Source organism: Streptomyces sp. NPDC048516 (genome assembly GCF_043199875.1).
In the GTDB taxonomy this organism is placed as follows: Bacteria; Actinomycetota; Actinomycetes; order Streptomycetales; family Streptomycetaceae; genus Streptomyces.
Genome location: NZ_JBICWS010000004.1, coordinates 413278 through 436338, shown reverse-complemented (window position 1 = coordinate 436338; position 23061 = coordinate 413278). Strand labels below are relative to the sequence as shown.

The following is a 23061-nucleotide window of genomic DNA, read 5'->3' as shown; positions in this document are numbered from 1 at the left end:
TCGGCCTTATCGCTCAGATTCGGGATGCGGTGCGAGCGGCACCGGCGCGATCAGCAGCCGTGCACTTGCGCACCGGCATCACCCATGTCGTGAAACTTCCCTGGTCGGCGGAGCGGACCACGACGGGCCGGTCAGCCGAAGTGATCTCCAGCAGCACATCCGGCCCCACTCCGGCCTCCAGCGCGGGCACAAGCACGGATGGATCGAAGGCGATCCGCAGTCCCGGCCCCGTGCAGACGGTGCGCATCCGGACGGGCTCACGGTCCCCGCCCGCCACCTCCAGCACCTGCCCTGCCTCGTACCACATCGCGTCCCCGGCGGTGTCCGGATCCGCCGTGCCACCGCCGTCACCCGGCTCCCCGCGCACCGCCCCGACCGACAACGACACCGCCCCTGCCCGCCCGGCCACCGCGTCCCGCAGCCCCACCCGGTCGACGATCAGCCGGTGCCGCACCGCCTCCAGGCCCTCCAGCAGCAGGCGGTAGTCCGGAAACTCGCCCGGCTCCCCGCCATGGGCCGGCCCCTCGCCCAGGCCCTCGGGTACTTCCCGGCAGTCCGCCCCGCTCCACAGCCGGACTCCCGCCCTGTCACCCGGGCACTCCACCTCGATCGTCATCTGCCGTACGGCCCACTCCGCCAGGTTCCGCGCCCGGTCCGCACCGATCACCATCTGCCGCGGCCCGCCCTCGAACGCGGTCGGCCGCAGCACCCGCACGGCCAGCCGATAGCGGTCCGTCGCCACCCATCGCACCTCGCCCTCGGCGAGTTCGAGCAGCACACACCCCAGCACCGGAAAGCGCTCCCGGGCCTCCCCGGTCGCCGCCGCGGGTGCCACCTGCCGTACCGCACTGGCAAGTTCGGGCCCGTCCACCCACGCCCGCGCCCGGTTCCCGCGGTCCTCCCCCGTGTCGGCTGCCTCCCTCAGGAACCCCTCCACCAGAGCCCGGGCCTCGTCCGCCGTCTGCCGCGTCCGTTCCAGGTGAGTCCGCAGGACATCCCGCGCCGCCTGTGCGGGTCCGTCCAGCACGACCACGACATCCATCAGCGGCAGCCCCGCCGCACGCAGCTGCCGCAGCTTCTCCGCGCGCGCCGCCTGCCCCGCCCCGTAGCGGCGATACCCGGTGACGGTGTCCACCCTCGCCGGCCGCAGCACCCCGCAGTCGTCGTAGAACCGCAGGGCACTCGGCGCGAGCCCCACCCGACGGGCAAAGGCGCCAATGGTCAGCAGCTCTTGGGTGTCGTCCATGAACGCCATGGTGGAGCTTCAACCAACCTGAAGGTCAAGGTGCACGGCCCGCTCCCCGACGGGCCCCGCCCATCGTCCGGTCCCGTCGGCCGGCCGGCTCCACCCGTCGTCCGGTCCCGTCCGCCGGACGGCTCCACCCGTCGACCGACCCCGCCCGGCGCGTCCTCAGGCCGTCAGCGCCGCCGCGCTCCGGAACGTCCGCCGATACGCCTGCGGTGACACCCCCACCGCCCCGTGCAGATGCTGACGCAGGGAGGTGCCGGTGCCGAAGCCCGCGTGATGGGCGACGAGATCGATGGACCAGTCCGTGGTCTCCAGCAGATGCCGGGCGCGTTCGACGCGCTGGACGGCGAGCCACTGGCCTGGGCTCATACCGACCTCGTCACGGAACCGCCGGGTGAGGGTGCGCACGCTGACCCGGGCGTGCGAGGCGAGGGCGTTCAGCGTGAGCGGCTCGCCAAGACGCTCCAGGGCCCATGCGCGGGTGGCCGCGGTGCCGCCCGCCGAGGGGCCGGGGACGGGCAGCCGGATGAACTGGGCCTGACCGCCGTCCCGCCAGGGCGGCACCACACACAAACGGGCCACTTCGTTGGCGACGGCGCTGCCGTGGTCACGGCGCACGAGGTGCACACACAGGTCCACACCGGCGGCGGCACCGGCGGAAGTGAGGACATCGCCGTCATCGACGAAGAGCACATCGGGGTCGACCCGGACCGTCGTGAAGAGGCGTTGCAGCTGGGCGGCCTCCCGCCAGTGCGTGGTGGCAGGACGGTGATCGAGCAGCCCGGCGGCGGCCAGCACGAACGCACCGGTGCAGATCGCCACCATCCGGGTGCCCGGCCGTACGTACTCCAGCACCTTGCGCAGTTCATCGGGCAGCCGGCCGTCCTCGGCGATCGAGCCCAGCGCGTGGGACGGCGGGATGACGACGGTGTCCACGCTCGCGAGCACGGAGGCGTCCTCGGCGACCGTGATGTCGTAGTCGGCCTCGGCGCTCACCGGGCGTCCGTCCGGACTGCAGGTGACCACGGAGTAGAGGGGCTCACCGGCGGCGCTGTGCGCGGCCCCGAAGATCCGCGCGGGGATCCCGAGCTCGAAGGGGACGACGCCGTCCAGGGCGAGAACACCAACGCGATGCATGACCCGATTCTTTCAAACGTTGGCCATCTGGACACCGCCGGGTCCGCGCCCGCCGCGCAAAGCTGGCAGCACCCCCGGGAAACCGCGCCCGACCAGCGGCGCGCATGCCCGGCACCGCCGTAGGCACCGTGAAAAGGAGACCCCATGTCCGAGACCCGGACCCCGCAGATGCGTGCCGTCAGCCAGGACACCGCCGGTGGCCCCGACGTCCTCAAGGTGATCACCACCGACCGTCCGGTACCCGGCCCGACGGAGATCCTGGTCCGGGTGCACGCCGCGGGCGTCAATCCGACCGACTGGAAGAGCCGCACCCAGGGCGAGTTCCTCAGCGGCGCCAAAACCCCCTTCACGCTGGGCTTCGATGTCTCCGGCGTGGTCGAGGCGGTCGGGCTCGGCGTGACCGTGTTCGCGCCGGGCGACAAGGTCTTCGGTATGCCCCGCTTCCCGCACCCCGCCGGGGCCTACGCGGAGTACGTCACCGCCCCGGCGCGCCACTTCGCCCACCTCCCGGCGAGTCTGGATCACATCCAGGGCGCCGCCCTTCCGCTGGCATCGCTGACTGCCTGGCAGGCCCTGGTCGACACCGCGGACGTCCGGCCCGGCTCGCGGGTGCTGATCCACGCCGCGGCGGGCGGCGTGGGTCACCTGGCCGTGCAGATCGCCAAGGCCCGCGGTGCGTATGTCATCGGCACCGCCCGGCAGGCCAAGCACGACTTCCTGCGCGGCCTCGGCGCCGATGAACTCATCGACTACACCCAGCAGGACTTCGCGGAGACGGTGCGCGACATCGACATCGTCCTCGACACCATCAGCGGCGACTACGGCGCCCGCTCGCTGCGCACCCTGCGCCCCGGCGGCAGGCTGGTGTCGATCCTGCCGCTGGACGACTCCTTCCCGGCCGCTCAGGCGCGCGAGGCAGGGATTCGCGCGGGGTTCATGCTCGTCGAGCCCGACCGGACCGGACTGCGCGCCGTCGCCGACCTGGTGGACAGCGGAAAGCTGCAGGTCACGGTAGACACCGTCGTGCCCCTGGAGGAAGCCGCAAAGGCGCACGCCCTCGGCGAGACCGGCCGCACCACCGGAAAGATCGTCCTGTCCGTCGCGCCCTGACGGCGGTCATCCGCCGGCGTCCGTCATGCGCGGTGCGGTGCCGCGGACGTGTAGGTTCTCAGCTTCGCTGCCGGGCGACGCTTCTGTGACCTGCGGTTCTTCTCGTTGTTTCACGGCGTGTCGGAAGAGTTCCCCTCTCACGACGGGTGACATTTCCTACGGCCACTCAGCAGCCCCGCTGCCCAGGTTGGCTGCTCAGAGGCGAGAGGGACGAGCCACCGGCCAATGGGACGAGTTACTCCGCGGAGGCGAGCAAGCTCAGCCTCTCTGTGTGTCCGGGGAGATGTTCGGTAGCGCGCAGGCGAACCAGGGTGCCCCAGGGCAACCGCTGTTCGGGTAGTGGTTGCCCATCACGGCTGACGAGGCGGAGTGTCACAGGTATGGCGGCAGCCTGGTCGGGAATTGCTCGGATCGCAGCACCCAGGTCTGCCGCGTTGCGGCTCACAAGGTTGACGCGCTGAGTGTGCGTGGTCGAGGCGATCAATGAACTGATCGCGTTCTCGTCCATGGCCTCGCGGTTGTCAACGATGGCGGGCAGGCCGGTAAGCACATCACGCGCTGCGGCAGCGAGTACGCGGTCGCTGAGTGCGATGTGGCTCAGTGTCCAGTCGACGTCGGATCGTGAATCCGCCGCCAACTGGGCGGCATCGCTGATCGCTCCCGCTGCGGTGAGCAGGTGTCGATAAGCGCTGTCGAGTTCGGTGGTGTTCACGGGGGCCTCCGGGAGGAATCGCTGTGGCCTGGTGTCAGTCGTCAGCGGTATCGAACGGCGCCGGTGATGGGGTGGTCGGGTGACGGTGACGTACTCGGGCAAGGACGATCAGCACGGTCACGCAGAGCAGGGCGACGACGCCTGCGAAGTACTGGACCGCGGCAAGAAGACCGGCAACGGTGGCGAGGAAGCCGACTCCGATGACGGGCAGGCCGACGCCGAGGTAGACGATCACGTAGAAGCTGGACAGCACCTCGGCGTGACGATTGGCTGCAGCTGCTTGGCTGACCGCAGTCAGGCCGCCCAGGAACACCAGCCCCTGCCCGATGCCGGCGACCACCGTCGCGATGAGTAGCAGCGTCAGCGAGGACACACCACCCGCGAGGGCGAGCACTACCAGCCCGGTGGCCAGCAGCGGGAGTCCGGCCAACTCCAGGGCCCGGGCTGGCCGTCCGTAGGCGACGAGTTGGGCGAGCACGGAGCAGACCAGCATCAGGGCCACAGCTGCGCCGCCCAAGAGCAGGTTTTTGCTGCCCGACAGGGTGGTCACGTAGGTGGGGATCAGCGTGAGGAAAAGCCCGATGACGGCAAAGGCGAGGAAACTGGCCGTTCCGCTGGTGGCGAAAGTTCCCCGCATCGTGGCAGGAACTTCGGGTCGGCGGGGTCGCCATCGAGCCGCCGGGCGGGTTGTCGGCAGGGCGGTGATCGCTGCCATCGCCGGCACCAGCAGCACGATCTCCACTACGAACGGCAGCACATGCGGTGCCGGAGCGTACTGAGCAAGTAGGCCGGCGAGCACAGGGCCCAGACCCAGGCCACCCACGGAAGCCACGGTTGACACCAGCGCGGCCTTGCGCCGGTTGCCGGCAGGCTCCAGTTCTGCCAGCGAAGCGGTCAATGGCCCCGAGGCCGCGCCGAGCGCAAGGCCCTGCAGGAGGCGTGCCGCGAACAGCCACTCCGCGCCCTCAGCGAGGGCAAAAGCCATTGACCCAAGTACGGCCAGGGCTACCGCTGGCAGCAGCACCTTCCGGCGGCCTATCGCATCCGACAACGGGCCTGCTATCAGCAGGGACGGGATAAGAGCGGCGACATATGCCGCGAAGATCAGCGTGACGACCAGCGGTGAAAATCCGAACTGCGCCTGGTACCCCCGATACAACGGCGTTGGCAGGTTCGTGCCGGTCAGCAGGCTCAGCAGCGCGTAGGCCGCACCCCAGAACCTCCACTTCCCCCCCGGCCTGGGCCACGTGTCCTGGCCTGAGCTGGACGAGCCCGAAGGCTCGGACTGGCGGTCACGGCGTGGTGTCCGACCGCTGGGTGCAGCGGTAAGGCGATCGAGCGGCATCCATTCCTCCACAGCCCACATGTTCGAGTTTCACGAACATAGCAGATGTTCGCCACTGCCGAACATGATTGAGTATGCTGCGGGTATGGCCAGCCGTACCGCGACGAAACTTGTGCACCCCGACCGCGCCGAGCTGCGTTTCACCGCCGTCCTGGCTGCCCTGAGCGACCCGGTGCGACTGGCCATCGTCGCCCGGCTCGCAGAGGCGGAACCCGATGGTGAACTGGCGTGCACGACATTCGCACTGCCGGTCAGCAAGTCCACCCAGAGCGGCCATTTCAAGGTTCTTCGGGAGGCAGGCGTGATCCGCCAGCGGGACGAGGGGACCCGGCGGCTCAACCGGCTCCGCCGAGAAGATCTCGACGCCCGCTTCCCCGGGCTCCTCGATATCGCCATCCCACAAGGACGTGACGTGACCGCCAGTTGGTGACGACACCGGGCATCAATCTCGCGGTTGGGTGGGTCTTTCCCCCCTCGTCGTCAGTCCTGACGGCCCAGGTCCGTCAGGACTGATCGCAGCTCGGTCGGAGGACAGCAACTCCTTGAGCGACAGCCGCAAAAGCCGTGCGGAGCAACGACGGGCAGAGCGGGCCGGAGCTCCATCACCCGGAAAGGTGAGAGTCCCCACCAGTGAGTCTCACGAAGACGCCATAAGTGCCGCCGATGTGCCATCGAACCTGAGACTGTGCCGCGAAATCTGAGGGCCTACAACGCTGTAGGATCCCGCGGTTCGTGTCATAGAGCATCGCGTTGACCTGCAGCTTCTCTTTGAGTCTCACAGCGTGACGAGCTTGATCAATCTCACGGACGTGGCAGATTCCTCAGCACGAGGGAGACTGCCTCGGTGACCTCGAACGCGACACCCCCTGCCCGGCACGAGCCACTCCCGGCCGACGCTTCCTTGTATCCAGACCTGGCGTCCGCCGGCAGCTTCGCCGGAGCGCTGGAAGCCGTGGCTGCTGAGCTCGGTCTCTCCCTAGGCAGGGTTCTTGTGGATGATTCGAACCCGCTCCGGACGGCAGGCGTCGAGAGCACGGTGGCTGACCGTGAGGCGTGCTGGATCAGCCTGGGGTCTGTGGAGCGGTGGTTCATCTTCAGCGGTTGGTCCATGGGGGTGCAGTTGGTCTCGGGCGCGACTCAGGACTTGGGCGAGATGGCACGAGCCCTGGAGGCATGGCGGAACGGCCTGAGGCTCAAAGAGATCCGCGAGGTGAGCCCATTCGTCAAGGTCACCGAGCTGGCCGAAGCCCATGAAAAGGGTCCGGCCGAGGCGGTCGCGGTGAAGTGGCGCTTGCTCCTTGAAGGCCTGCGCCGAGATTCGGACCGCCGGGAGCTCGCCCATCGGACGCTGAAGGTTGCCGAGCTTGCGCATGCCGAACCACAGCTGCGCCAGCTGCTTCCGTTCACCAGCCACTGGTCGCTTCATTTCACAACCTGCACTGGGTTCCCGTACTCATGGGACGTGCCGTTCATCGATCCGCTGAGCGACGGACGATATCGAGTCTGCGGCCCTTCACGAGGAAGAGTGATCGGTGAGGCGGACACCGCTGAGCACGCGATCGCTTTGGTGGTGGGCGGGCTTCCGGCGAACTGCGGACCAGCAGTCGTCGGCACTGTCAACGATCAACAGTCTTTGTAGTTCCTCCTCCGCCCGTCCGATCTCATGACGGCCGGGCTGCGATCTGCCGACGGGCGGAGTTCCAGACCTCCTCGAACCCGTCGGAGGTCAGCTGCTCCGGATCGTGGCCTTCCCACTCGGAGACGGGCTGTTCGGCTGTGATCCCCAACCTGTTGTCGTACTCGTCGAGGCGGCCTGCGTCGCGGGCCCGCTGCCACTCGGCGAGGGAGGCAGCTGCGATCGGGGTCAGCTCAGGCCCTTCGAGTTCGACCTGCCGGATCACCCAGCCTTCGGCGTCGACCTCGAAGTAGAACCAGGTGTCTTCCTCGTCCCAGTAGCAGCGCATCCAGGTGGTCACCAGGCCATGATGACGGGCCAGGTGCACCGCGCTGCTCCGCTTCGCCTCATGACTGGGCGATGAATCCTGCAGATCGATCGAGCTGGAAAGGAGAACCGACCCGGGTGGGATCCCAGCCCTGATCCCGTGCCGCTCGAATGCCGACAGCAACGTGTGCTGGGCGAATGGGCTCCGTCTCGACGCCCACCCAGTTGCTGGCATGGGCCTGGCCGCTGGTGACGATCAAGGTCGTGCCCGGCCGGCTGCCGCCGGCCGCTTCGACCGCGTAGGTCATCGGTGTCCAGCAGAGTCCCTGCATGTAGGAGGGCTTCCTGCGGATCCGCCAGCGGTACTCGATTCCGTCAACGGTTATGCGCCGGGAACCCTTCTTGTTCAGCGCCATCTTCGCCTCCTCCGCTGTTGGACTGTGCTGTGTCGCCGCGGGCGCGAAAAGCAGGTTGCACGCGAACGTACCGAACGTCATCGCCGACAAGTACCTTCGGGACTACGGATGGGTTGATCAGCCCATAAGTTGGTGTCAGTGCCGAGCGACCCGGCGCATCGCACCCACCCCGGGTGCACTCACCGCGATCGGAGAGCACCGTGAAGAACAGCCCGTTGTGGCGAGTGGTTGACAACGAGAGTGGTAGCCAGTCCATCGTCAGCACGCCCTCCGAGGCGGTCGCGTTCGTCAACAGCCGGTTCGACACCGATGACGACGACGAGCCGTTCAGCATCACCGAGGTCGGTCCTCTCCTTCCGAAGCCGCTCGGGGTCATCACCGCATGGGCCGCCGAGAAGGACGGCGAACGAACCGACGGGCGTACTGCCCCGATCACCATCAGGCCGGTTGTGACGGACAACGCCAGCGAGTGCGATGACGTCGTGCTCTGGGGCGACGTGTACGTCTCCTGGGACCACGACATGTACACCGTCGAGGGGCCGGACGGCTCCGAGTACAGCGAGGCTTACAGCGCAACCGAGTTGAGTGCGATCCTTGACGAGTACGCCGACGACTATGAGTACGCGCCTGAAGGGCCCGACAGCCACAGGTGGCCGAAACCGGAAGAGTTGATCACCTACGGCGCCCAGGAGTGTGCCAAGCGGTTCGGGCACCTCGACGACGACGCCCTGCTGTGGCTCGCTGCCACCCGCATCACGCTCGCCGTGTGGCGCAACACACCCGTCGAGAACTGGCATGCCGGGAAGAGTCCGCTGCACGACGGCACGATGATGCGGATCAACACGGCAACCACCCGACTCGTGCGCTCGATGCTGTCGTTCGACCATGTCGACTGGATCGGTCTCGGTCTCGCGATCGTCAACCCGTCCCGGGTTCTACCGACAGGGCAGTCCGTACTCGAGCTCGGGCTGGCCTGCCACAACCCTGACGACCCGGCGCACGAGGTTGATCCGCGAGAAGAACTCGCGGAGATGGCGCAGGTCGCGATCTCCTGGGGGCGAAGGTACTGCCTTCACGAGAAGGAGTTCGGCCTGCGAACCCTGATCGAATCCTTCTGTGCGTCCGACAACGGCTGGTTCGGAGCACCGAGTTGGGGGCGCATCGTCGATCGGTTCCTTACGGCTGTCGACGACCGGGAGAATGCGCACTGGGGCATATACCAGGACAAGCCTTGGTTCAAAGAGTGGTTCACCAACCGGCCGGCCGACATTGCGGATACCACGGAATTTCGTCGGCTGCTCCTTGCCGGGCCCGACCTGCTTTCCGAGGAGGCCGCCGAATGGTGCGTGGATGGTGCCATCGGCTACGTCTGCCAGGACGACCACGCGAACGACTGCTGGCGGTGCGGTATCCCGCTGGCAACGGAATCCCCCAACGAGTGAATGTGTGCACCAGCATAGAAAAGCAGCAATCCACTGACCGCACTCTCTCCCGCCTACTCGGCGGCCTCCCCTGCTTGGGGAGCCAGTCGCGGCTCCACTGACTGGAGATGTGCGGGTGCTTCTGACGGATCTGTGGCAGCAACGCTGGCCCGGCTGCCCGCTGGTCGGCCACAAGCTCCGTGAGCCCTACAGGAGTTTCTGGGTCCGCTTCCACAGTCCGTCGGGTCTTTGACATCAGTATCACCGGCCTGCTGGTTTCTTGATAACCACGGCTTCCACGACACGGAGGTCGAGCAGGTCGCCGGACCTCCGGGATCATGACGCCATGCAACTCCGATACTTCGATCAGACCGGATGGACCGCCATCTTCAATGGCACTGAGACCGAGATCGGTCGCATGGTGCGCTGGAGGGATGGGATCCTACAACCGGGACAGCCTTGGTGGTCGACCCGCAACGAGGGGCACTGCGCCAGGTCACGGACTACGTGGACTTCTCCCACTTGGAGCGGGCCGATCAGGTGGTCGCCGCGATACCCGGTGGGGGATGGCGGGCACACTGGACGGATGAAGGGCCGGGTGGATCACCTCTCACGGAGCAGGTGCTGGCCTGGTTGATCACTTCGCAGGGCCGGGCGACTGCCATCACAGTCGATGCTCAGGGGCATGTGGAGGACGCCGACAGCGCCGACGCCTTCATACCGCCGGGTGAGGAACTTCAGTGACGGCGTCGATGCCGCAACAGGCGGGCCCGGCGTCCGAGGGTCGGGCTTCTGATGCCGACTGGGAGGCTCCCTACTACCGGGTTCGGGCCGCCGGCTTCCAGGTGCTCTTCCTCGTGGAACCGGACGAGGCGATCGAAGAGGTCTGCAACGTCGATGCCGAGGTTCATCTTGCCGACGGGTCGCGCTGGAGTTCCACGATCTTCACTCTCGCCGAGGTGGATCGGCTCATGCGGAGCTGGGAGGCGAGCGGAGAGGCGGTCTCCGGGCAGTGCTTTTTCTGCGCGGACGGGCTGATCGTGCGGAATCCCGGCATCGGCAGCATGGTGCGCGTGATTGCCGGGCTCGTGGCCTCCGGCGAGTTGGACGGGGTGTTCCGACGCATTGCCGACCCGGAATGATCATGCCGCGTCTCAGGGCATCGTGTTGTCCTGCATCTTTCGAATGGCCTTGAGCACCTTCTTCCCCAGGGGAGTGAGCGTCATGGGCCTACCTCGTTCCGCCCGGACCAGGAGTGGTCCACCGAGTTCTCGTTCGATCCGGTTGATCTGTGCGACGAGGGTGAACGTGTTGAGGCCGAGGCCGCTCGCTGCGGCACCGTGGCTGGGGTAGGGAGATGCAGCCGCGAATCGGCTCAACCGTTCGCTGGCCCCCTGGCCGCCGAGTGCCGGCCGAAGGATGCTTGGTGCTCGGCTGACCTGGTCGATTGCCCGAAGAACCTGGCTGTGACTGGACCCTCCGCGTGGTCGCAGCGGAACGTTGTGGGTCTTGGCCCAGCGGGCCATGTTCGCGGTGCTCATTCCAGCTTCTCGGGCGAGGTCCGGCAGGGTCCGGCGGCGGTGGACGTACTGCTCGATGAGCCAGGCCCGTTCGACAGTGCCGCGGCGCTTGTAGTCCTTGGGGCCCTCGCGGAGCGGGATGCCGTACTCCTTGGCAAGGTCGGTCAGCACTCTGCGGGAGAAGCCGGTGAGGGTGGCGATCTGCTGGAGGGACCGGTGTTTGTCGAGGTAGAGCCGGGTGAAGCGCTCTGCCGGAATGGCTTGCCGGGCCTGCTGCCGGATGCGGCCGGTGGCCCTGGCGGTGCTCTTCGTCAGCGGGGGTGCGGGGGCTGGATGCTCGTCGAGGGCATGTCGGATGGCCTCGACGGTCGTGCCCAGGACCTGGGCGGCGTGCTGAACGGGGTGCTGGCGTTCGCGGACAAGCTGGTGCAGGCGGGGTAGGTCGACGTGTGCCGGGTCGGGGCCGGGAAGGGAGAGCCCTGCCAGCAGGGTGGCGGGCGGCTGCCAGGTCATGGGCTCGTCGTGGATGTGGTGTGAGGCCAGGAAGGTGAGGGCTTCCTGCTGGAGGGCATGCACGAGTTCAGGGGTCTGAAGCGCGGTGAACCGCAGGGACGTCGCCCGGAACTCTGCACTGTCGGGCCCGCCCAGGTCGTCGGGGGCAGACTCGGCGGGCAGGCCGCTGAGACGTTGGAAGAGCTGGCTGCGTGCGATGCGCTCGCGCCGTCCGGTTCCCGGTGGTGTTCCGGTGTGGCGGCAGATCTCCAGCCAGCGGTCATGAGGAAGCAGGCTGGTGTAGTCGAGGAGTCGGCGCCGACCGTAGTCGATGGGGGTGCTGTTGGCACCGAGGTAGTCCGCGAGCCGGTCCAGAGCAGTGGCGATGTCCGGCCAATGCGGAAGGTCGTCGACTTCCTGGAGGAGGCGTGACACCTCAGTGCCGTCGATGACGTCACCGATCAGCCCGGCTGCCTGGTCCAGAGATGTGCGGCTGTCGGGAATCAGCAACAGGGCGGCGAGAACGGGAGCCAGAGCCCGCGCATGGATTCCTTCAGGTGGTGCGAGGCGGATCGTCCAGGGCGGCCAGAACATCGTGGGGATCTTCCTGGCTCGCTGCTCGATGTCCCGAGTGGTCCGGGTCGGCCGGCGGGGGGTCTCGGTCATGATGCGGTAGCGCACGTATTCGCTGGGGCGGAGGGAAGGGGCGAGGGCCGCCAGGTGCACGGACTGCAGCACCGGGCTGATGCCCCTGCCCCAGCTGTCGATGCTGGTCGCCGAGATCTGCGTGAGTTCCTCGCGTACTGCTTCCAGCAGGCTCCGCAGGGCCTCGCCGGCCGGGTGGATTCCTGGTTGCTCCAGGATACTCAGGGCCATGGTGACCGCGACGGCCGTGTCCGCGGCTCGGGGCGGGGCCATGAACCCCGGACGTTCCATGGCCTGTCCGGTGTGCGGGGAGACCGCATCGGTGCTGAGGTGAGCTTCTGCGATGTCAGCCGGGATCTGTTCTCGTAGGACAGCTGCGGGCAGGTCGCTCAGGACGCGTATGCCCAGGGCCCGGATGTCGGCCAGCACCGCCGAGGCCGGCTGGGGAGAGGCTCGGTAGGGGCCGAAAGCTGCCGTTGCCCCGTCGATGATCTCCATCACTCGGTCCTGCGCCGTGAGAACCGGATGACCAGGAGGCAGGAGGAGCGTCGAAGCGCGGGTCAGATCGGTGCCGCAGCCCGCCGAGAACGGGCGGGTGGGGCGGGTCGGTGGATTGCCGCAGAGTTCAGGCCGGGGGACGGACCGGCCAGAACGGGGCCCCGCTGCCGCGGCACCCGCAGTGCGGGCAGCAGTCCGCCAGCAGCCTGCGGTGCCGGGTGCAGGCGAAGGAGAAACCGAGCCTCCAGGACAATTGCCATCGCCCACCAGTGGCATGAAGGCACTCCGGACAGAACCGGGATCCCCCTCCGCGGCCCCAAAGGACGTGCCGTGACACGGCCCGGCCCCCGGCACTCAGGTGGAGGGCCCGTCCGTCGTAATGAGCCAGGGTCAGGGCAGCGACTGTCTCCGGGGACGTCCCGGTGGCGTGTGCGACAGCGGCGGCCAACCGCTCGTCGAGGAGGATCGTCCAGTCTGCCGGGATGCCCCTGAACTGGTTTCCGGCCCGGTGCCGGACCGGGAAGCCGAAGTGCAGCAGGACATCACCGAGCGCGGTGTCCATCCGTCTTGCTATCGCCTCCAGCCATGAGTCCAGGGCCTCGCCGGGCAGTGGAGGCAGCCGGATCGGCAGGGTGCGGGCCGGCGTTCTCATGCGGGTCGCCGGCTCCGGGGCCGCGGGCGGCTGGTCAGCCGTTTCTTCTCCAGCGCGGCCTGCAGTTCGAGGCGGGCGGCTTCGGATGCCTCGTCGTTCTTCACCCGGTCCATGAGCTCCTGGTCAAGACGTTCGGCGCCGGTGCGGACCGCCCGCTGGCAGCTGCGGTTGATCAGCGTCATCAGCGAGCCGATGTGTCCGGTGCTGCGGGCGAAGAGGTAGTCCGACAGGTCGTCCGCGAGCATGCCGGGATGCTTGTCGGTGAGCACGACTCGCTGTTCGAGGGCCAGCAGCATCTGCCGCCACTCCCGGCGCCCGGCCTCCATATCGATGGTGAACGGACGAAGCCCGAGGCGGGTGGTGCGGCGGCCGGTCTGGGCCAGAGCGGTGTCGCGCCCGTTCGTTCCTTCGCCGAACAGGCCCTTCTTCGCGAGCTCGACCCCCACCATCAGCAACGTCACCGGGAACTCGTTGGCGATCCACTTCTGGTGGTTGCTCACCTCGATGCCGCTCTTCTGTCCCCATTTCAAAAAGTGCAGATCGTCCAGAACCACCAGACGGACATCACAGGACAGCACGCAGTCCAGCACCCGCCGTCCGAACTGGGCGGTGGTCCCCCGCATCTGTCCGGGGTGGCCGAAGAACTCCAGCATGGCCCGGTTGAGATCCTTCATTCCGGTGTTCCCGGTCAGCCCGACCCGGCAGACAGGGATCCGCTCGTGCCCCTGGCTCGTGAACGGTCCAGACTCCTCGATCTCCCGCTGGTGGAAGTCCCGTGCGAAGGCCAGCACCGAGGTCGTCTTGCCCAGCCCCGGGAACGCGTCGACGGCCACAGCCCCTTTGGCCTTGTCGCCGTCCTGCTCGTTGCTGTCGACGATGTCCCATAGGTCTTCATGGAGCTCTGTCAGTTGCGGCGTCTTGACCGGGCCGATGTTCGCGTGCCACTGCCGGCGCTGACGGTCGTAGTCCGCCCGCGCCTGCGTGGCCAGGGACTTCAGCTGCTTTCGGGTCAGCAGGTCAGGCCGGCTGCGGCGAGGGCTCTCGGCGAACGCCTTGAAGTCCTCCTTCCGCGACAAGGCGAGACTGCCCGGCTGCAGAACGCCGCCGCCGTTCACACGTCCTCCAGGGCATCGACGTAGAAGTCGTCCTCCCCGGCGAGGTCCTCCAGATCAGCCTCGTCGTCATCCCCGGTCTCCGTCACCACGTTGGGCTCCCGCAGTTCCGCGGTCTGCTCGTCCTGGCCGAGGGCCTTGCGTACGGACGGAAGCGAGACGACCGTCTCCGCCTCACTCTCTGGAAGCTCGATAGCGGCCTGCTCGCGCGAGAGCCGCAGGGCCATGCGCCGCTCGGCGATCGTGGTGCCCAGCCCGAGATTCCATCGCTCCAACAGATCAGCGACGGCAAGCCGGTCGTCGGGAAAGCGATATTTCGAGGCAGCCAGTTGGCGGGCGAACGTCAGCGCGTCCTCGCTCAGTGGCATCGCGGCCGATGGCGCGTGTTCCCAGACCAACGTGTGCCAGGCCCGAGTAGCCGGATCGCGGAAGTAGATCCGGGTGATGTCGTCGGGGTCCACCTGGAAGGGCCAGCCGTTCTTGACCGGACTGTCGTAGGGGCTGCGGACGCCCGGCTCGGGCAGGCCGGGGCCGCTGTAGCGGCGGCGGCCGATCTCGACCCCGTAGTGCTGGACCGTGCGCCACTTCGTCTGGAGGAACTCGAAGGCGAGATCGCGATCCCGGGGAACCTCGATGTAGCCGGCGCGGGCCATGCCGTGCTCGAACATCTTCGCCGGGGACATCCGCAACCCCGGCAGGCCCGGATCGACCAGGCTGGAGTGCGGCCGGCAGTGATAGACCGCCGCAGTCCACTCCCGGATGATCGCCTCAAGCTCGTCGAGGAAGAAGAACGCGTCGTCCTCCGGGCTCTCGCCCCGCGAGTGAATGTCGGGCCCCTTGTAGCCAGGCAGCACCTGCAGCAGACCCTCCCGCAGGGTCCGGAAGTAGCGCTCGACCGGCCCCTTGTCGCGGCCCGTCCGCAGCCGGGCCGGCTGGATGGAGATGCCCATCCGGCGGCAGACGCTGGTCAGATGCTCCGAGACGTAGACCTTGCCGTGGTCGACAACCAGCGTCTCCGGGACCAGAGGCGGCGAGGCCAGGCCCGGCCCGGTGGCACCTTCGACGTCGACCAAGACGGTGCGGGGGATGCCGTGCTCGGGCCAGACCGCGTGCCGCGGCCAGTCCCGCCCCGTCGGCCGCGGCCGAAACGCCTGGAACAGCACCGCGCTGACATCCACCGCCTTCGTCGAGACCGGCGTCAGCCGGATCCCCGTGATGCAGCGGGAGTACCAGTCCATCCCGACACTCAACTCGGCTTGAACCCACTTCAGCGTCAGCGGGTCGAACGCGAAGACGTCCAGGCGCGTGGAGTCCATCAGCAGATACTCGCCCGGCCTCGTCGGCCGCAGCTTCCCGTACGGACCCTCCGGCCGACCAGCGATATCCCGGTTCCGCTTCGTACTCAGCCGGAACAACGGATGGCGTCGCTCCAACTCCTCCAACAGCCGAAACGCCGTCGCCCGACTCGGCTGCGGCACCACTCCCTCGCCGAACCGCGCGATCACCCGAGCCCGGGTCCGCTCGATCACCACCGTCCGCGACGGCCGCGACTGGTCAGCGTGCTCGACCATCACCTCCACCGCGGTCTCCACCCACCGTTCGTCGACCGCGACCTGCGACTTCCGGGTCGATCCCTGGCTCGGCGCGAGCCCCACTTCGCCCTGTTCCCGAAACGCGGTGACCCATCTCCTCACCGAACGCGAGGAGACCCCCAGCTCCGCAGCCTTCGCCGCGTACCTGGCTTCCAGCGATGTCGACGGTGCGTACTCATCACGGGGTTCGCCTTCACGCGCAAGTTCCGGACTCCCGGAGCGATACCCCGTCAGAAGTTCACGGACATGCTCAGCCCGTTCCAGAATCTCCCGTCTTTCCGCCTCACCAAGCTGACCCAGCACCACGGAGGCGATCTCGCCCTCGTCGCCTGCCGACGGTCCCGGGCCATCAGGATTGATGGCAGCCCGGTCGGAGAACAGCAACTCCTTGAGCGACAGCCGAAGGAGACGCCCTTGCCCGTCCTTCAAGACCACTTCGTTGCCCGCAGTGGTCGCGGCCATCTCCACCACTTCGACGGTCTCACCGTCGTAGCGGAAGGACGTACCAACTCCGACTCGGACTCCCGCCTTGCTCATGCCACCCTCCTCAACACGTGCGAAGGGCCGAGCGGTCGGTCGAGATCCGTGACGAAGGTCTGCGTCCAGAGCAGATGATGGACAGCGGATCGGACTTGGAGCTCCGGACGGCCTGGCAGGCAGCCTGGCACCTGCCCCAAGACGACCCCGTCGAGGTCCACGTCCTGGAGCTCCTCCAAGACTTCAGGGCTGAACAGCCAGTCCCTGCGGTAACCCGCCAAGAACCGGATGTTCTCCAGTTCCACGGCCGGAGGCTCGCTCCAGATCTCGTACTTCCATCCCCGCGACTCCACCGCCTGCCGGGTCCAGTCGAAGGTGAACTCCACCTCTGGCTTGGACAATCGACTCAACGGCTTGACGTCGACAACCACCGGAACTTGACCAGTGAGCAGGAGATAGTCCGGGATGTGACGGCGCACTTTCCCCTCCAGCACCGCCTTCAGCAGGAAGGGCTGAGCCACGATGCCACGTACGGACGGATCGAAGTCGGCGAAGAGCAAGCGGGACAGTTCCAGGCGGGATTCGTAGATCACGTGATCGCGCATCGTCGCCGACCAGTAGGTCCCCGAGTAGTGCTTCTGGCCCTTGTACCAACGGAACGCCCGCCACGGACAAGCCGACCGCAGAAGATCAACGGGTGCCGTACCCCAATCCCGACCTTCGACAACAGCACCGCGTTGCCGCCGAACGCTCACCGTCGCGGCGATCTCCCCCACCGCACACCCCCAAGCCTCACGAGCGATGCCCCGTGAGCCCACGGTGTCAGCGAGCTTCCATCGGAGGCACCAGCATTAGAGCCCAATCACCCATACGAGTGAGCGACTTGACCTGCCAGTCTCAGAGTCGTGTCAGATATGCCATCGCTTGGCCATCGCTCGTGAGATTTGGCCACGAAATCTGAGACCCTACAACAACGCTCGCCTCACGTCTGCGCCATGTCCACAAAGCGCGAGTAGTGACCCTGGAACGCGACCGTGATCGTCGCCGTGGGGCCGTTACGGTGCTTCGCCACGATCAGGTCGGCCTCGCCGGCCCTCGGGGACTCCTTCTCATAGGCGTCCTCGCGGTGCAGCAGGATGACCATGTCGGCGTCCTGCTCGATCGAACCGGATTCACGCAGGTCGGAGACCATCGGCTTCTTGTCCGTCCGCTGCTCGGGGCCACGGTTCAGCTGGGAGAGCGCGATCACCGGGAGCTCCAGCTCCTTCGCCAGCAGCTTGAGGTTTCGGGACATGTCCGAGACCTCCTGCTGGCGGCTCTCGGCGCGCTTCGAGCCGCCGGACTGCATCAGCTGGAGGTAGTCGATGACCACCAGCTTCAGTTCGTTGCGCTGCTTGAGCCGACGGCACTTGGCGCGGATCTCCATCATCGACAGGTTCGGCGAATCGTCGATGTACAGCGGTGCCGCGGAGACATCGGGCATCCGGCGCGCCAGCCGTGTCCAGTCCTCGTCCGTCATGCTGCCGGAGCGCATGTGGTGCAGCGCGACCCGCGCCTCGGCGGACAGCAGACGCATCGCGATCTCGTTGCGCCCCATTTCCAGCGAGAAGATCACGCTCGGCAGGTTGCTCTTGATCGAGCAGGCCCGCGCGAAGTCCAGCGCCAGGGTCGACTTACCCATGGCGGGACGGGCCGCGATCACGATCATCTGGCCGGGGTGCAGGCCGTTCGTCAGGGAATCCAGGTCGGTGAAGCCCGTCGGCACACCCGTCATCTGGCCCTGGCGCGAGCCGATCGCCTCGATCTCGTCGAGGGCGCCCTCCATGATGTCGCCGAGCGGAAGGTAGTCCTCACTGGTCCGCTGCTCGGTGACGGCGTAGATCTCCGCCTGGGCGCTGTTGACGATCTCGTCGACATCGCCGTCCGCGGCGTATCCCATCTGCGTGATACGGGTCCCGGCCTCGACCAGCCGGCGCAGCACCGCACGCTCATGGACGATCTCGGCGTAGTACTCGGCGTTCGCGGCGGTCGGTACGGACTGGACGAGGGTGTGCAGATATGAGGCACCGCCGACCCGCGCGATCTCGCCGCGCTTGGTCAGCTCCGCGGCGATGGTGATCGGGTCGGCGGGCTCGCCCTTGGCGTACAGGTCGAGGATCGCCTGGTAGACCAGCTCATGGGCGGGGCGGTAGAAATCCTCGCCCTTGAGGACCTCGACGACGTCCGCGATCGCGTCCTTGGACAGCAGCATGCCGCCGAGCACGGACTGCTCGGCATCCAGGTCCTGTGGGGGGACGCGCTCGAAACCTCCTGCCCAGGAGCCGCCGCCTTCGTCGTCGCGTTCCTGGCGGTCGCCGCGGCCGCGTCCCTTACCCTCGCCCCGCCGGGAGCGGGCGGCCGGCAGCAGGTCGCTGGGACCGGAGTCCGCCCAGGGGTCTTCCATGGGCTCGGGAATGCTCACCCCGGCACCTCCTCCCGTCCGCGGCGCGGACCTTGCTGTGCTGTTCTTTCTTACGGCACAGCTCTGACAATCGAGACGCCCGACTCCGGTTACGGCGCGTCGAGTTCGGACGATTTCTCAGGCCGGAAACAGGCGGCGGGTGCCGGACCACGGTAGGCCCGCGGGCACCGTCCGCCAATCTGGTTATCCACAGGCCATGTGGATGACTGGCCTACAGCTGTGGAGAAGTCCCCGGATCCTGTGCACGGCACGGGGGAAACTTCTGTGGACAAGCACACAATCACTCCGCCCACACCCCTCTGACCTGCAGTTTTCTCATCCATAGGCTGTGGGGAAGAAAAACTTCCCCATGCGGATCAAGATCACGACAAACGGCACAGGGAAGGCAACTCCACGCAGCGGAAAGTAAGGACTGCAAGGGGTTTGCATCTCTTACCTGTGGACGATTACCTTAAGCGCATGACCCAGGCTCCCGCGACACCGCGGCGCACCGACCGCCGCCATGACCGCGAGATCATCGCCCTCGCCCTGCCCGCCTTCGGCTCACTGGTCGCGGAACCTCTCTTCGTCATGGTCGACAGCGCCGTCATCGGCCACCTCGGCACTCCCCAGCTCGCCGGCCTAGGCGTCGCCGCCGCCCTGCTCACCACCGCCGTCTCCGTCTTCGTCTTCCTCGCCTACGCGACCACCGCCGCGGTCGCCCGCAGGGTCGGCGCCGGCGATCTTCCTGCCGCCATCCGCCAGGGCATGGACGGCATCTGGCTCGCCCTGCTGCTCGGCGCCGCCGTCATCGTGGCCGTCCTGCCCACGGCCCCCTGGCTCGTCGAGGCCTTCGGAGCCTCCGCCACCGCCGCCCCGTACGCGACGGCGTATCTGCGCATCAGCGCCCTCGGCATCCCCGCGATGCTCGTCGTGCTGGCAGCCACCGGCGTGCTCCGCGGGCTCCAGGACACCCGGACCCCGCTCTATGTCGCCATCGGCGGCTTCTCCGCCAACGCCGCGCTCAACGTCTTCCTGGTCTACGGCGCCGGGCTCGGCATCGTGGGCTCCGCCTGGGGCACGGTCATCGCCCAGTGCGGCATGGCCGCTGTCTACCTCACTGTGGTCATCCGCGGTGCACGACGGCATGGCGCCTCGCTGCGCCCCGACGCCGCGGGCATCCGCGCCTCGGCTCAGGCAGGGGTCCCACTGCTGGTCCGTACGCTCTCGCTGCGCGCTGTGCTGTTGATCGCCACCGCCGTTGCCGCCCGGCTCGGCGATGCCGAGGTCGCCGCGCATCAGATCGTGCACACGCTGTGGACCCTGCTGGCCTTCGCCCTGGACGCCATCGCCATCGCCGGGCAGGCCATCATAGGCCGCTACCTCGGTGCGGAGGACCGCGACGGCGCCAGGGCCGCCTGCCGCCGGATGGTCCAGTGGGGCATCGCCGCCGGCCTGGTCCTCGGTGTACTGGTCGCGCTCGCCCGTCCCTTGTTCATCCCTCTGTTCACCTCGGACCCCGCCGTGCAGGGCCCGCTGCTGAGCACGCTCCTGGTCGTGGCCGTGACCCAGCCGGTCTCCGGCATCGTCTTCATCCTCGACGGTGTCCTGATGGGCGCCGGGGACGGCCCTTATCTCGCCTGGGCCATGGTGGTGACGCTGGCGCTGTTCGCTCCGGCCGCGTGGGCCGTACCCGCCCTGGGCGGCGGACTGGTGGCGCTGTGGGGGGCAATGGCGCTGATGATGACCGTCCGCATGCTGACTCTGTGGCTGCGTACCCGCTCGGGCCGGTGGATTGTGACAGGAGCCTCGCGCTGAACCATCTCCCGCAACACGCAGCGCATGTCAATAATGACCGTGTGCGCTCGCTTGCCGGTAGGTCCGTGGTGCCCCTGACGCTCGTCGTCATGGTGGCTGCTGTCGTGGTGGGCTACGCCTCGGAGGGGGAGGGCGAGAGGAGCAGCAGCCGTGTCAGCGGTCACAGCAGCTTCGGCAAGTCCGGCGAGGCCGGCCAGGATCCCCAGGACCAGGATCCCGCCGCTACGGCTCCGGCCGAGGACGGCAGTGCGTACACCCCACGCCGCACCGAGCAGAACGCCCGGGTCGGCGTGGTCTTCGAGAAGGACGACACCGGAGACCACTTCTGTACCGCGAGCGTGGTGCAGAGCCCGGGCCGGAACATGCTCATCACCGCGGCGCACTGTGCCTTTGACGCGGACGCCGGGACGACGGTGGACGATCTCGTCTTTGCCCCCGACTACCGCGACCGCAACGAGCCCACCGGCCTCTGGAAGGTCAGGAAGGTGATCGTCGACGACCGCTGGGCCAAGTCTCAGGACGAGGATCTCGACGTCGCCTTCCTCGTGCTCGACAAGAAGAACGGCAAGCAGATCCAGGACGTCCTGGGCGGCAACACCCTCGGCATCGACCGTGGCTTCGACAACGAGGTCAAGATCACCGGGTATCCGACCAGCCGGGACACCCCGATCTCCTGCCAGAACCGCACGACGAAGTACAGCGACACCCAGATGCGTATCCATTGCACCGACTTCGAGGGCGGAACGAGCGGCAGCCCCTGGCTGGCCGATTACGACCCCAAGAGCCACACCGGCACGGTCATCGGTGTTCTCGGCGGCCATGAAGGCGGTGGTGACGAAGACGATGTCTCCTACGCCGCGTACTTCGACGACGACGTCGCCGAGCTCTACAGGCGCGCCCAGGACGCGGACTGACAGCCGGCCGCCGGCCCCCCGGGCACGGCGAAGGGCCGCACCCCGGTGGTGACGGGATGCGGCCCTTCGGCGTGGTGCGGAAACTACGCGGCGACGACCTCGACGCCGAGCTTCGCCACGACCTCGGCGTGCAGACGCACGGAGATCTGGTGCGCGCCCAGGGTCTTGATCGGCGAGCCGAGCTCGACACGACGCTTGTCGACGTCCGGACCACCGGCGGCCTTGATCGCCGAGGCGACATCGGCCGGGGTGACGGAGCCGAACAGGCGGCCCGCGTCGCCGGCGCGAACGGCCAGCTTCACGTTGACGCCCTCGAGCCGGCCCTTGACCTCGTTGGCCTGCTCGATCGTCGCGATCTCGCGGATCTTGCGACCGCGGCGGATCTGCTCGACGTCCTTCTCGCCACCCTTGGTCCAGCGGATCGCGAAACCACGCGGGACCAGGTAGTTACGGGCGTACCCGTCGCGGACGTCAACGACGTCGCCGGCGGTGCCGAGGCCGGAGACCTCGTGGGTGAGGATGATCTTCATGATTCGGTCACCCTTCCCTTATCGCGCGGTGGACGTGTAGGGCAGCAGCGCCATCTCACGGCTGTTCTTCACGGCCGTGGCGACGTCACGCTGGTGCTGAGTGCAGTTGCCGGTGACCCGGCGGGCACGGATCTTGCCGCGGTCGGAAATGAACTTCCGCAGCAGGTTCGTGTCCTTGTAGTCGACGTAGGAGATCTTCTCCTTGCAGAACACGCAAACCTTCTTCTTAGGCTTGCGAGCAGGCGGCTTCGCCATTATCTCTCTCCAATGAGTTCAAGAAGTTTGTGCTGACGCCCTCAAGGCCCCTGGCCGCCTCACGGCGCTGTTTCACGTGAAACAGCGCGGAGCCGGGCCAGCTCTACGGACCTAGAAGGGCGGCTCGTCCGAGTAGCCACCGCCGGAGCTACCGCCCCAGCCACCGCCGCCACCCTGCTGACCGCCGCCGGCCGGGCCGTTGGTCGCCCACGGGTCGTCGGCGGGAGCCCCGCCGCCGCCCTGCTGACCGCCGCCGGGGCCGCCGCCCCAGCCGCCGCCACCCTGGCCACCGCCCTGCTGACCGCCGCCGAAGCCGCCGCCACCCTGGCCACCGCGACCACTGGTCTTGGTGATCTTGGCCGTGGCGTTCTTCAGGCTCGCGCCGACTTCCTCGACGTCGAGCTCGTAGACCGTGCGCTTCACGCCCTCGCGGTCCTCGTACGACCGCTGCTTGAGGCGGCCCTGGACGACCACGCGGGTACCCCGCGTCAGGGACTCGGCGACGTTCTCCGCCGCCTGACGCCACACCGAGCAGGTCAGGAACAGGCTCTCGCCGTCCTTCCACTCATTGGTCTGACGGTCGAACGTGCGGGGAGTGGACGCGACGCGGAACTTCGCGACCGCCGCACCGGACGGGGTGAAGCGCAGCTCGGGGTCGTCGACAAGATTGCCGACAACCGTGATGACGGTCTCGCCTGCCATTAGGGGAACCTCTCGGCGGGTGTGCTGCTGGCTGCTGGTGTTGCTGCTACTCGGACCCGGTTACCGCTGGACGCTTGCGCGC

Annotated in this window: 22 protein-coding genes; 7 read left to right on the top strand and 15 right to left on the bottom strand. The window is 67.7% G+C overall.

From position 1 onward, the window contains the following. Positions 1 to 13 precede the first annotated feature (13 nt). Both ACGFR7_RS11540 and ACGFR7_RS11535 read right to left on the bottom strand, forming a co-directional pair. On the bottom strand, positions 14 to 1246 hold the full coding sequence (locus ACGFR7_RS11540) for a MerR family transcriptional regulator (RefSeq protein ID WP_393316390.1): 1233 nt from the start codon (positions 1244 to 1246) through the stop codon (positions 14 to 16). A 165-nt stretch (positions 1247 to 1411) separates the two neighbouring features. Then, positions 1412 to 2386, bottom strand: coding sequence for a GlxA family transcriptional regulator (locus tag ACGFR7_RS11535; protein ID WP_393316387.1), 975 nt, complete (start codon positions 2384 to 2386; stop codon positions 1412 to 1414). Between the two features lie 144 nt (positions 2387 to 2530). Here ACGFR7_RS11535 and ACGFR7_RS11530 point away from each other — a divergent pair, with 144 nt between their 5' ends. Then, complete coding sequence (locus tag ACGFR7_RS11530) at positions 2531 to 3496, top strand: NADP-dependent oxidoreductase (RefSeq protein ID WP_393316385.1); 966 nt, start codon at positions 2531 to 2533, stop codon at positions 3494 to 3496. Between the two features lie 235 nt (positions 3497 to 3731). Here ACGFR7_RS11530 and ACGFR7_RS11525 read toward each other — a convergent pair whose 3' ends face one another. Both ACGFR7_RS11525 and ACGFR7_RS11520 read right to left on the bottom strand, forming a co-directional pair. Continuing rightward, the gene (locus ACGFR7_RS11525) at positions 3732 to 4208 is read right to left on the bottom strand and encodes a hypothetical protein (protein WP_393316383.1); all 477 of its coding nucleotides are present in this window, start codon (positions 4206 to 4208) and stop codon (positions 3732 to 3734) included. A 34-nt stretch (positions 4209 to 4242) separates the two neighbouring features. Further along, positions 4243 to 5565, bottom strand: a complete 1323-nt coding sequence (locus ACGFR7_RS11520; RefSeq protein WP_393316380.1) for an MFS transporter — start codon at positions 5563 to 5565, stop codon at positions 4243 to 4245. A 73-nt stretch (positions 5566 to 5638) separates the two neighbouring features. Here ACGFR7_RS11520 and ACGFR7_RS11515 point away from each other — a divergent pair, with 73 nt between their 5' ends. Both ACGFR7_RS11515 and ACGFR7_RS11510 read left to right on the top strand, forming a co-directional pair. Continuing rightward, a complete protein-coding gene (locus tag ACGFR7_RS11515) occupies positions 5639 to 5983 on the top strand; it encodes a helix-turn-helix domain-containing protein (RefSeq protein WP_326619664.1) in 345 nt (114 codons plus the stop codon). Positions 5984 to 6397: 414 nt separating this feature from the next. Further along, positions 6398 to 7192 (top strand): DUF6193 family natural product biosynthesis protein, encoded by a 795-nt coding sequence (locus ACGFR7_RS11510; protein ID WP_393316377.1) that lies wholly within the window; start codon positions 6398 to 6400, stop codon positions 7190 to 7192. Positions 7193 to 7214: 22 nt separating this feature from the next. Here ACGFR7_RS11510 and ACGFR7_RS11505 read toward each other — a convergent pair whose 3' ends face one another. Both ACGFR7_RS11505 and ACGFR7_RS11500 read right to left on the bottom strand, forming a co-directional pair. Further along, positions 7215 to 7517, bottom strand: coding sequence for a hypothetical protein (locus ACGFR7_RS11505; protein ID WP_393316542.1), 303 nt, complete (start codon positions 7515 to 7517; stop codon positions 7215 to 7217). Positions 7518 to 7575: 58 nt separating this feature from the next. Then, the gene (locus ACGFR7_RS11500; protein WP_393316375.1) at positions 7576 to 7992 is read right to left on the bottom strand and encodes a hypothetical protein; all 417 of its coding nucleotides are present in this window, start codon (positions 7990 to 7992) and stop codon (positions 7576 to 7578) included. Positions 7993 to 8111: 119 nt separating this feature from the next. On the opposite strand from ACGFR7_RS11500, the gene ACGFR7_RS11495 reads away from it, so the two are divergent. After that, a complete protein-coding gene (locus ACGFR7_RS11495) occupies positions 8112 to 9353 on the top strand; it encodes a hypothetical protein (protein ID WP_393316372.1) in 1242 nt (413 codons plus the stop codon). A 719-nt stretch (positions 9354 to 10072) separates the two neighbouring features. After that, positions 10073 to 10474, top strand: a complete 402-nt coding sequence (locus tag ACGFR7_RS11490; protein ID WP_367449243.1) for a hypothetical protein — start codon at positions 10073 to 10075, stop codon at positions 10472 to 10474. Between the two features lie 12 nt (positions 10475 to 10486). Here ACGFR7_RS11490 and ACGFR7_RS11485 read toward each other — a convergent pair whose 3' ends face one another. The 6 genes from ACGFR7_RS11485 to dnaB all read right to left on the bottom strand — a co-directional run bounded on the left by ACGFR7_RS11485 (position 10487) and on the right by dnaB (position 18781). Beyond that, positions 10487 to 12487: a LysR family transcriptional regulator gene (locus ACGFR7_RS11485; RefSeq protein ID WP_393316369.1), complete on the bottom strand. Its 2001-nt coding sequence runs from the start codon at positions 12485 to 12487 to the stop codon at positions 10487 to 10489. Between the two features lie 127 nt (positions 12488 to 12614). Continuing rightward, the gene (locus tag ACGFR7_RS11480) at positions 12615 to 13139 is read right to left on the bottom strand and encodes a TniQ family protein (protein WP_393316366.1); all 525 of its coding nucleotides are present in this window, start codon (positions 13137 to 13139) and stop codon (positions 12615 to 12617) included. Further along, positions 13136 to 14254 carry an AAA family ATPase gene (locus ACGFR7_RS11475; protein WP_393316364.1) on the bottom strand — a complete coding sequence of 373 codons (1119 nt, stop codon included), beginning with the start codon at positions 14252 to 14254 and terminating at the stop codon, positions 13136 to 13138. Before ACGFR7_RS11475 ends, ACGFR7_RS11480 begins: the two co-directional genes overlap by 4 nt. After that, entirely contained in the window at positions 14251 to 16380 is a 2130-nt protein-coding gene (locus tag ACGFR7_RS11470) for a helix-turn-helix domain-containing protein (protein WP_393316361.1), read from the bottom strand. The genes ACGFR7_RS11475 and ACGFR7_RS11470 overlap by 4 nt, the downstream gene beginning before the upstream one ends. Beyond that, the gene (locus ACGFR7_RS11465) at positions 16377 to 17096 is read right to left on the bottom strand and encodes a TnsA-like heteromeric transposase endonuclease subunit (RefSeq protein WP_393316358.1); all 720 of its coding nucleotides are present in this window, start codon (positions 17094 to 17096) and stop codon (positions 16377 to 16379) included. The genes ACGFR7_RS11470 and ACGFR7_RS11465 overlap by 4 nt, the downstream gene beginning before the upstream one ends. 206 nt (positions 17097 to 17302) lie before the next feature. Beyond that, positions 17303 to 18781 carry a replicative DNA helicase gene (gene dnaB, locus ACGFR7_RS11460; RefSeq protein ID WP_393316355.1) on the bottom strand — a complete coding sequence of 493 codons (1479 nt, stop codon included), beginning with the start codon at positions 18779 to 18781 and terminating at the stop codon, positions 17303 to 17305. Positions 18782 to 19240: 459 nt separating this feature from the next. Between dnaB and ACGFR7_RS11455 the strand changes: the two genes are divergently transcribed. Beyond that, complete coding sequence (locus ACGFR7_RS11455; protein ID WP_393316353.1) at positions 19241 to 20578, top strand: MATE family efflux transporter; 1338 nt, start codon at positions 19241 to 19243, stop codon at positions 20576 to 20578. A gap of 89 nt (positions 20579 to 20667) precedes the next feature. Continuing rightward, positions 20668 to 21492 carry a trypsin-like serine peptidase gene (locus tag ACGFR7_RS11450; RefSeq protein ID WP_393316350.1) on the top strand — a complete coding sequence of 275 codons (825 nt, stop codon included), beginning with the start codon at positions 20668 to 20670 and terminating at the stop codon, positions 21490 to 21492. Between the two features lie 83 nt (positions 21493 to 21575). Here the strand turns inward: ACGFR7_RS11450 and rplI are convergent, their stop codons facing one another. The 3 genes from rplI to ACGFR7_RS11435 form a co-directional block, all read right to left on the bottom strand. Beyond that, positions 21576 to 22022, bottom strand: a complete 447-nt coding sequence (rplI, locus tag ACGFR7_RS11445) for a 50S ribosomal protein L9 (protein ID WP_311622961.1) — start codon at positions 22020 to 22022, stop codon at positions 21576 to 21578. A gap of 18 nt (positions 22023 to 22040) precedes the next feature. After that, positions 22041 to 22277, bottom strand: a complete 237-nt coding sequence (gene rpsR, locus ACGFR7_RS11440) for a 30S ribosomal protein S18 (protein WP_003978893.1) — start codon at positions 22275 to 22277, stop codon at positions 22041 to 22043. A 111-nt stretch (positions 22278 to 22388) separates the two neighbouring features. Next, positions 22389 to 22979 (bottom strand): single-stranded DNA-binding protein, encoded by a 591-nt coding sequence (locus tag ACGFR7_RS11435; protein WP_088798859.1) that lies wholly within the window; start codon positions 22977 to 22979, stop codon positions 22389 to 22391. Between the last annotated feature and the right edge of the window lie 82 nt (positions 22980 to 23061).

Excerpts from the sequence above, each read along its gene's own strand:
- ACGFR7_RS11500 (WP_393316375.1), bottom strand. The coding sequence starts at position 7,992 with ATGACGTTCGGTACGTTCGCGTGCAACCTGCTTTTCGCGCCCGCGGCG.
- ACGFR7_RS11540 (WP_393316390.1), bottom strand. The coding sequence starts at position 1,246 with ATGGACGACACCCAAGAGCTGCTGACCATTGGCGCCTTTGCCCGTCGG.
- ACGFR7_RS11470 (WP_393316361.1), bottom strand. The coding sequence starts at position 16,380 with ATGAGCAAGGCGGGAGTCCGAGTCGGAGTTGGTACGTCCTTCCGCTAC.
- ACGFR7_RS11455 (WP_393316353.1), top strand. The coding sequence starts at position 19,241 with ATGACCCAGGCTCCCGCGACACCGCGGCGCACCGACCGCCGCCATGAC.
- ACGFR7_RS11435 (WP_088798859.1), bottom strand. The coding sequence starts at position 22,979 with ATGGCAGGCGAGACCGTCATCACGGTTGTCGGCAATCTTGTCGACGAC.
- rplI (WP_311622961.1), bottom strand. The coding sequence starts at position 22,022 with ATGAAGATCATCCTCACCCACGAGGTCTCCGGCCTCGGCACCGCCGGC.
- ACGFR7_RS11530 (WP_393316385.1), top strand. The coding sequence starts at position 2,531 with ATGTCCGAGACCCGGACCCCGCAGATGCGTGCCGTCAGCCAGGACACC.
- ACGFR7_RS11485 (WP_393316369.1), bottom strand. The coding sequence starts at position 12,487 with ATGGAGATCATCGACGGGGCAACGGCAGCTTTCGGCCCCTACCGAGCC.
- ACGFR7_RS11450 (WP_393316350.1), top strand. The coding sequence starts at position 20,668 with ATGGTGGCTGCTGTCGTGGTGGGCTACGCCTCGGAGGGGGAGGGCGAG.
- ACGFR7_RS11535 (WP_393316387.1), bottom strand. The coding sequence starts at position 2,386 with ATGCATCGCGTTGGTGTTCTCGCCCTGGACGGCGTCGTCCCCTTCGAG.
- ACGFR7_RS11505 (WP_393316542.1), bottom strand. The coding sequence starts at position 7,517 with ATGCGCTGCTACTGGGACGAGGAAGACACCTGGTTCTACTTCGAGGTC.
- ACGFR7_RS11480 (WP_393316366.1), bottom strand. The coding sequence starts at position 13,139 with ATGAGAACGCCGGCCCGCACCCTGCCGATCCGGCTGCCTCCACTGCCC.
- ACGFR7_RS11515 (WP_326619664.1), top strand. The coding sequence starts at position 5,639 with ATGGCCAGCCGTACCGCGACGAAACTTGTGCACCCCGACCGCGCCGAG.
- rpsR (WP_003978893.1), bottom strand. The coding sequence starts at position 22,277 with ATGGCGAAGCCGCCTGCTCGCAAGCCTAAGAAGAAGGTTTGCGTGTTC.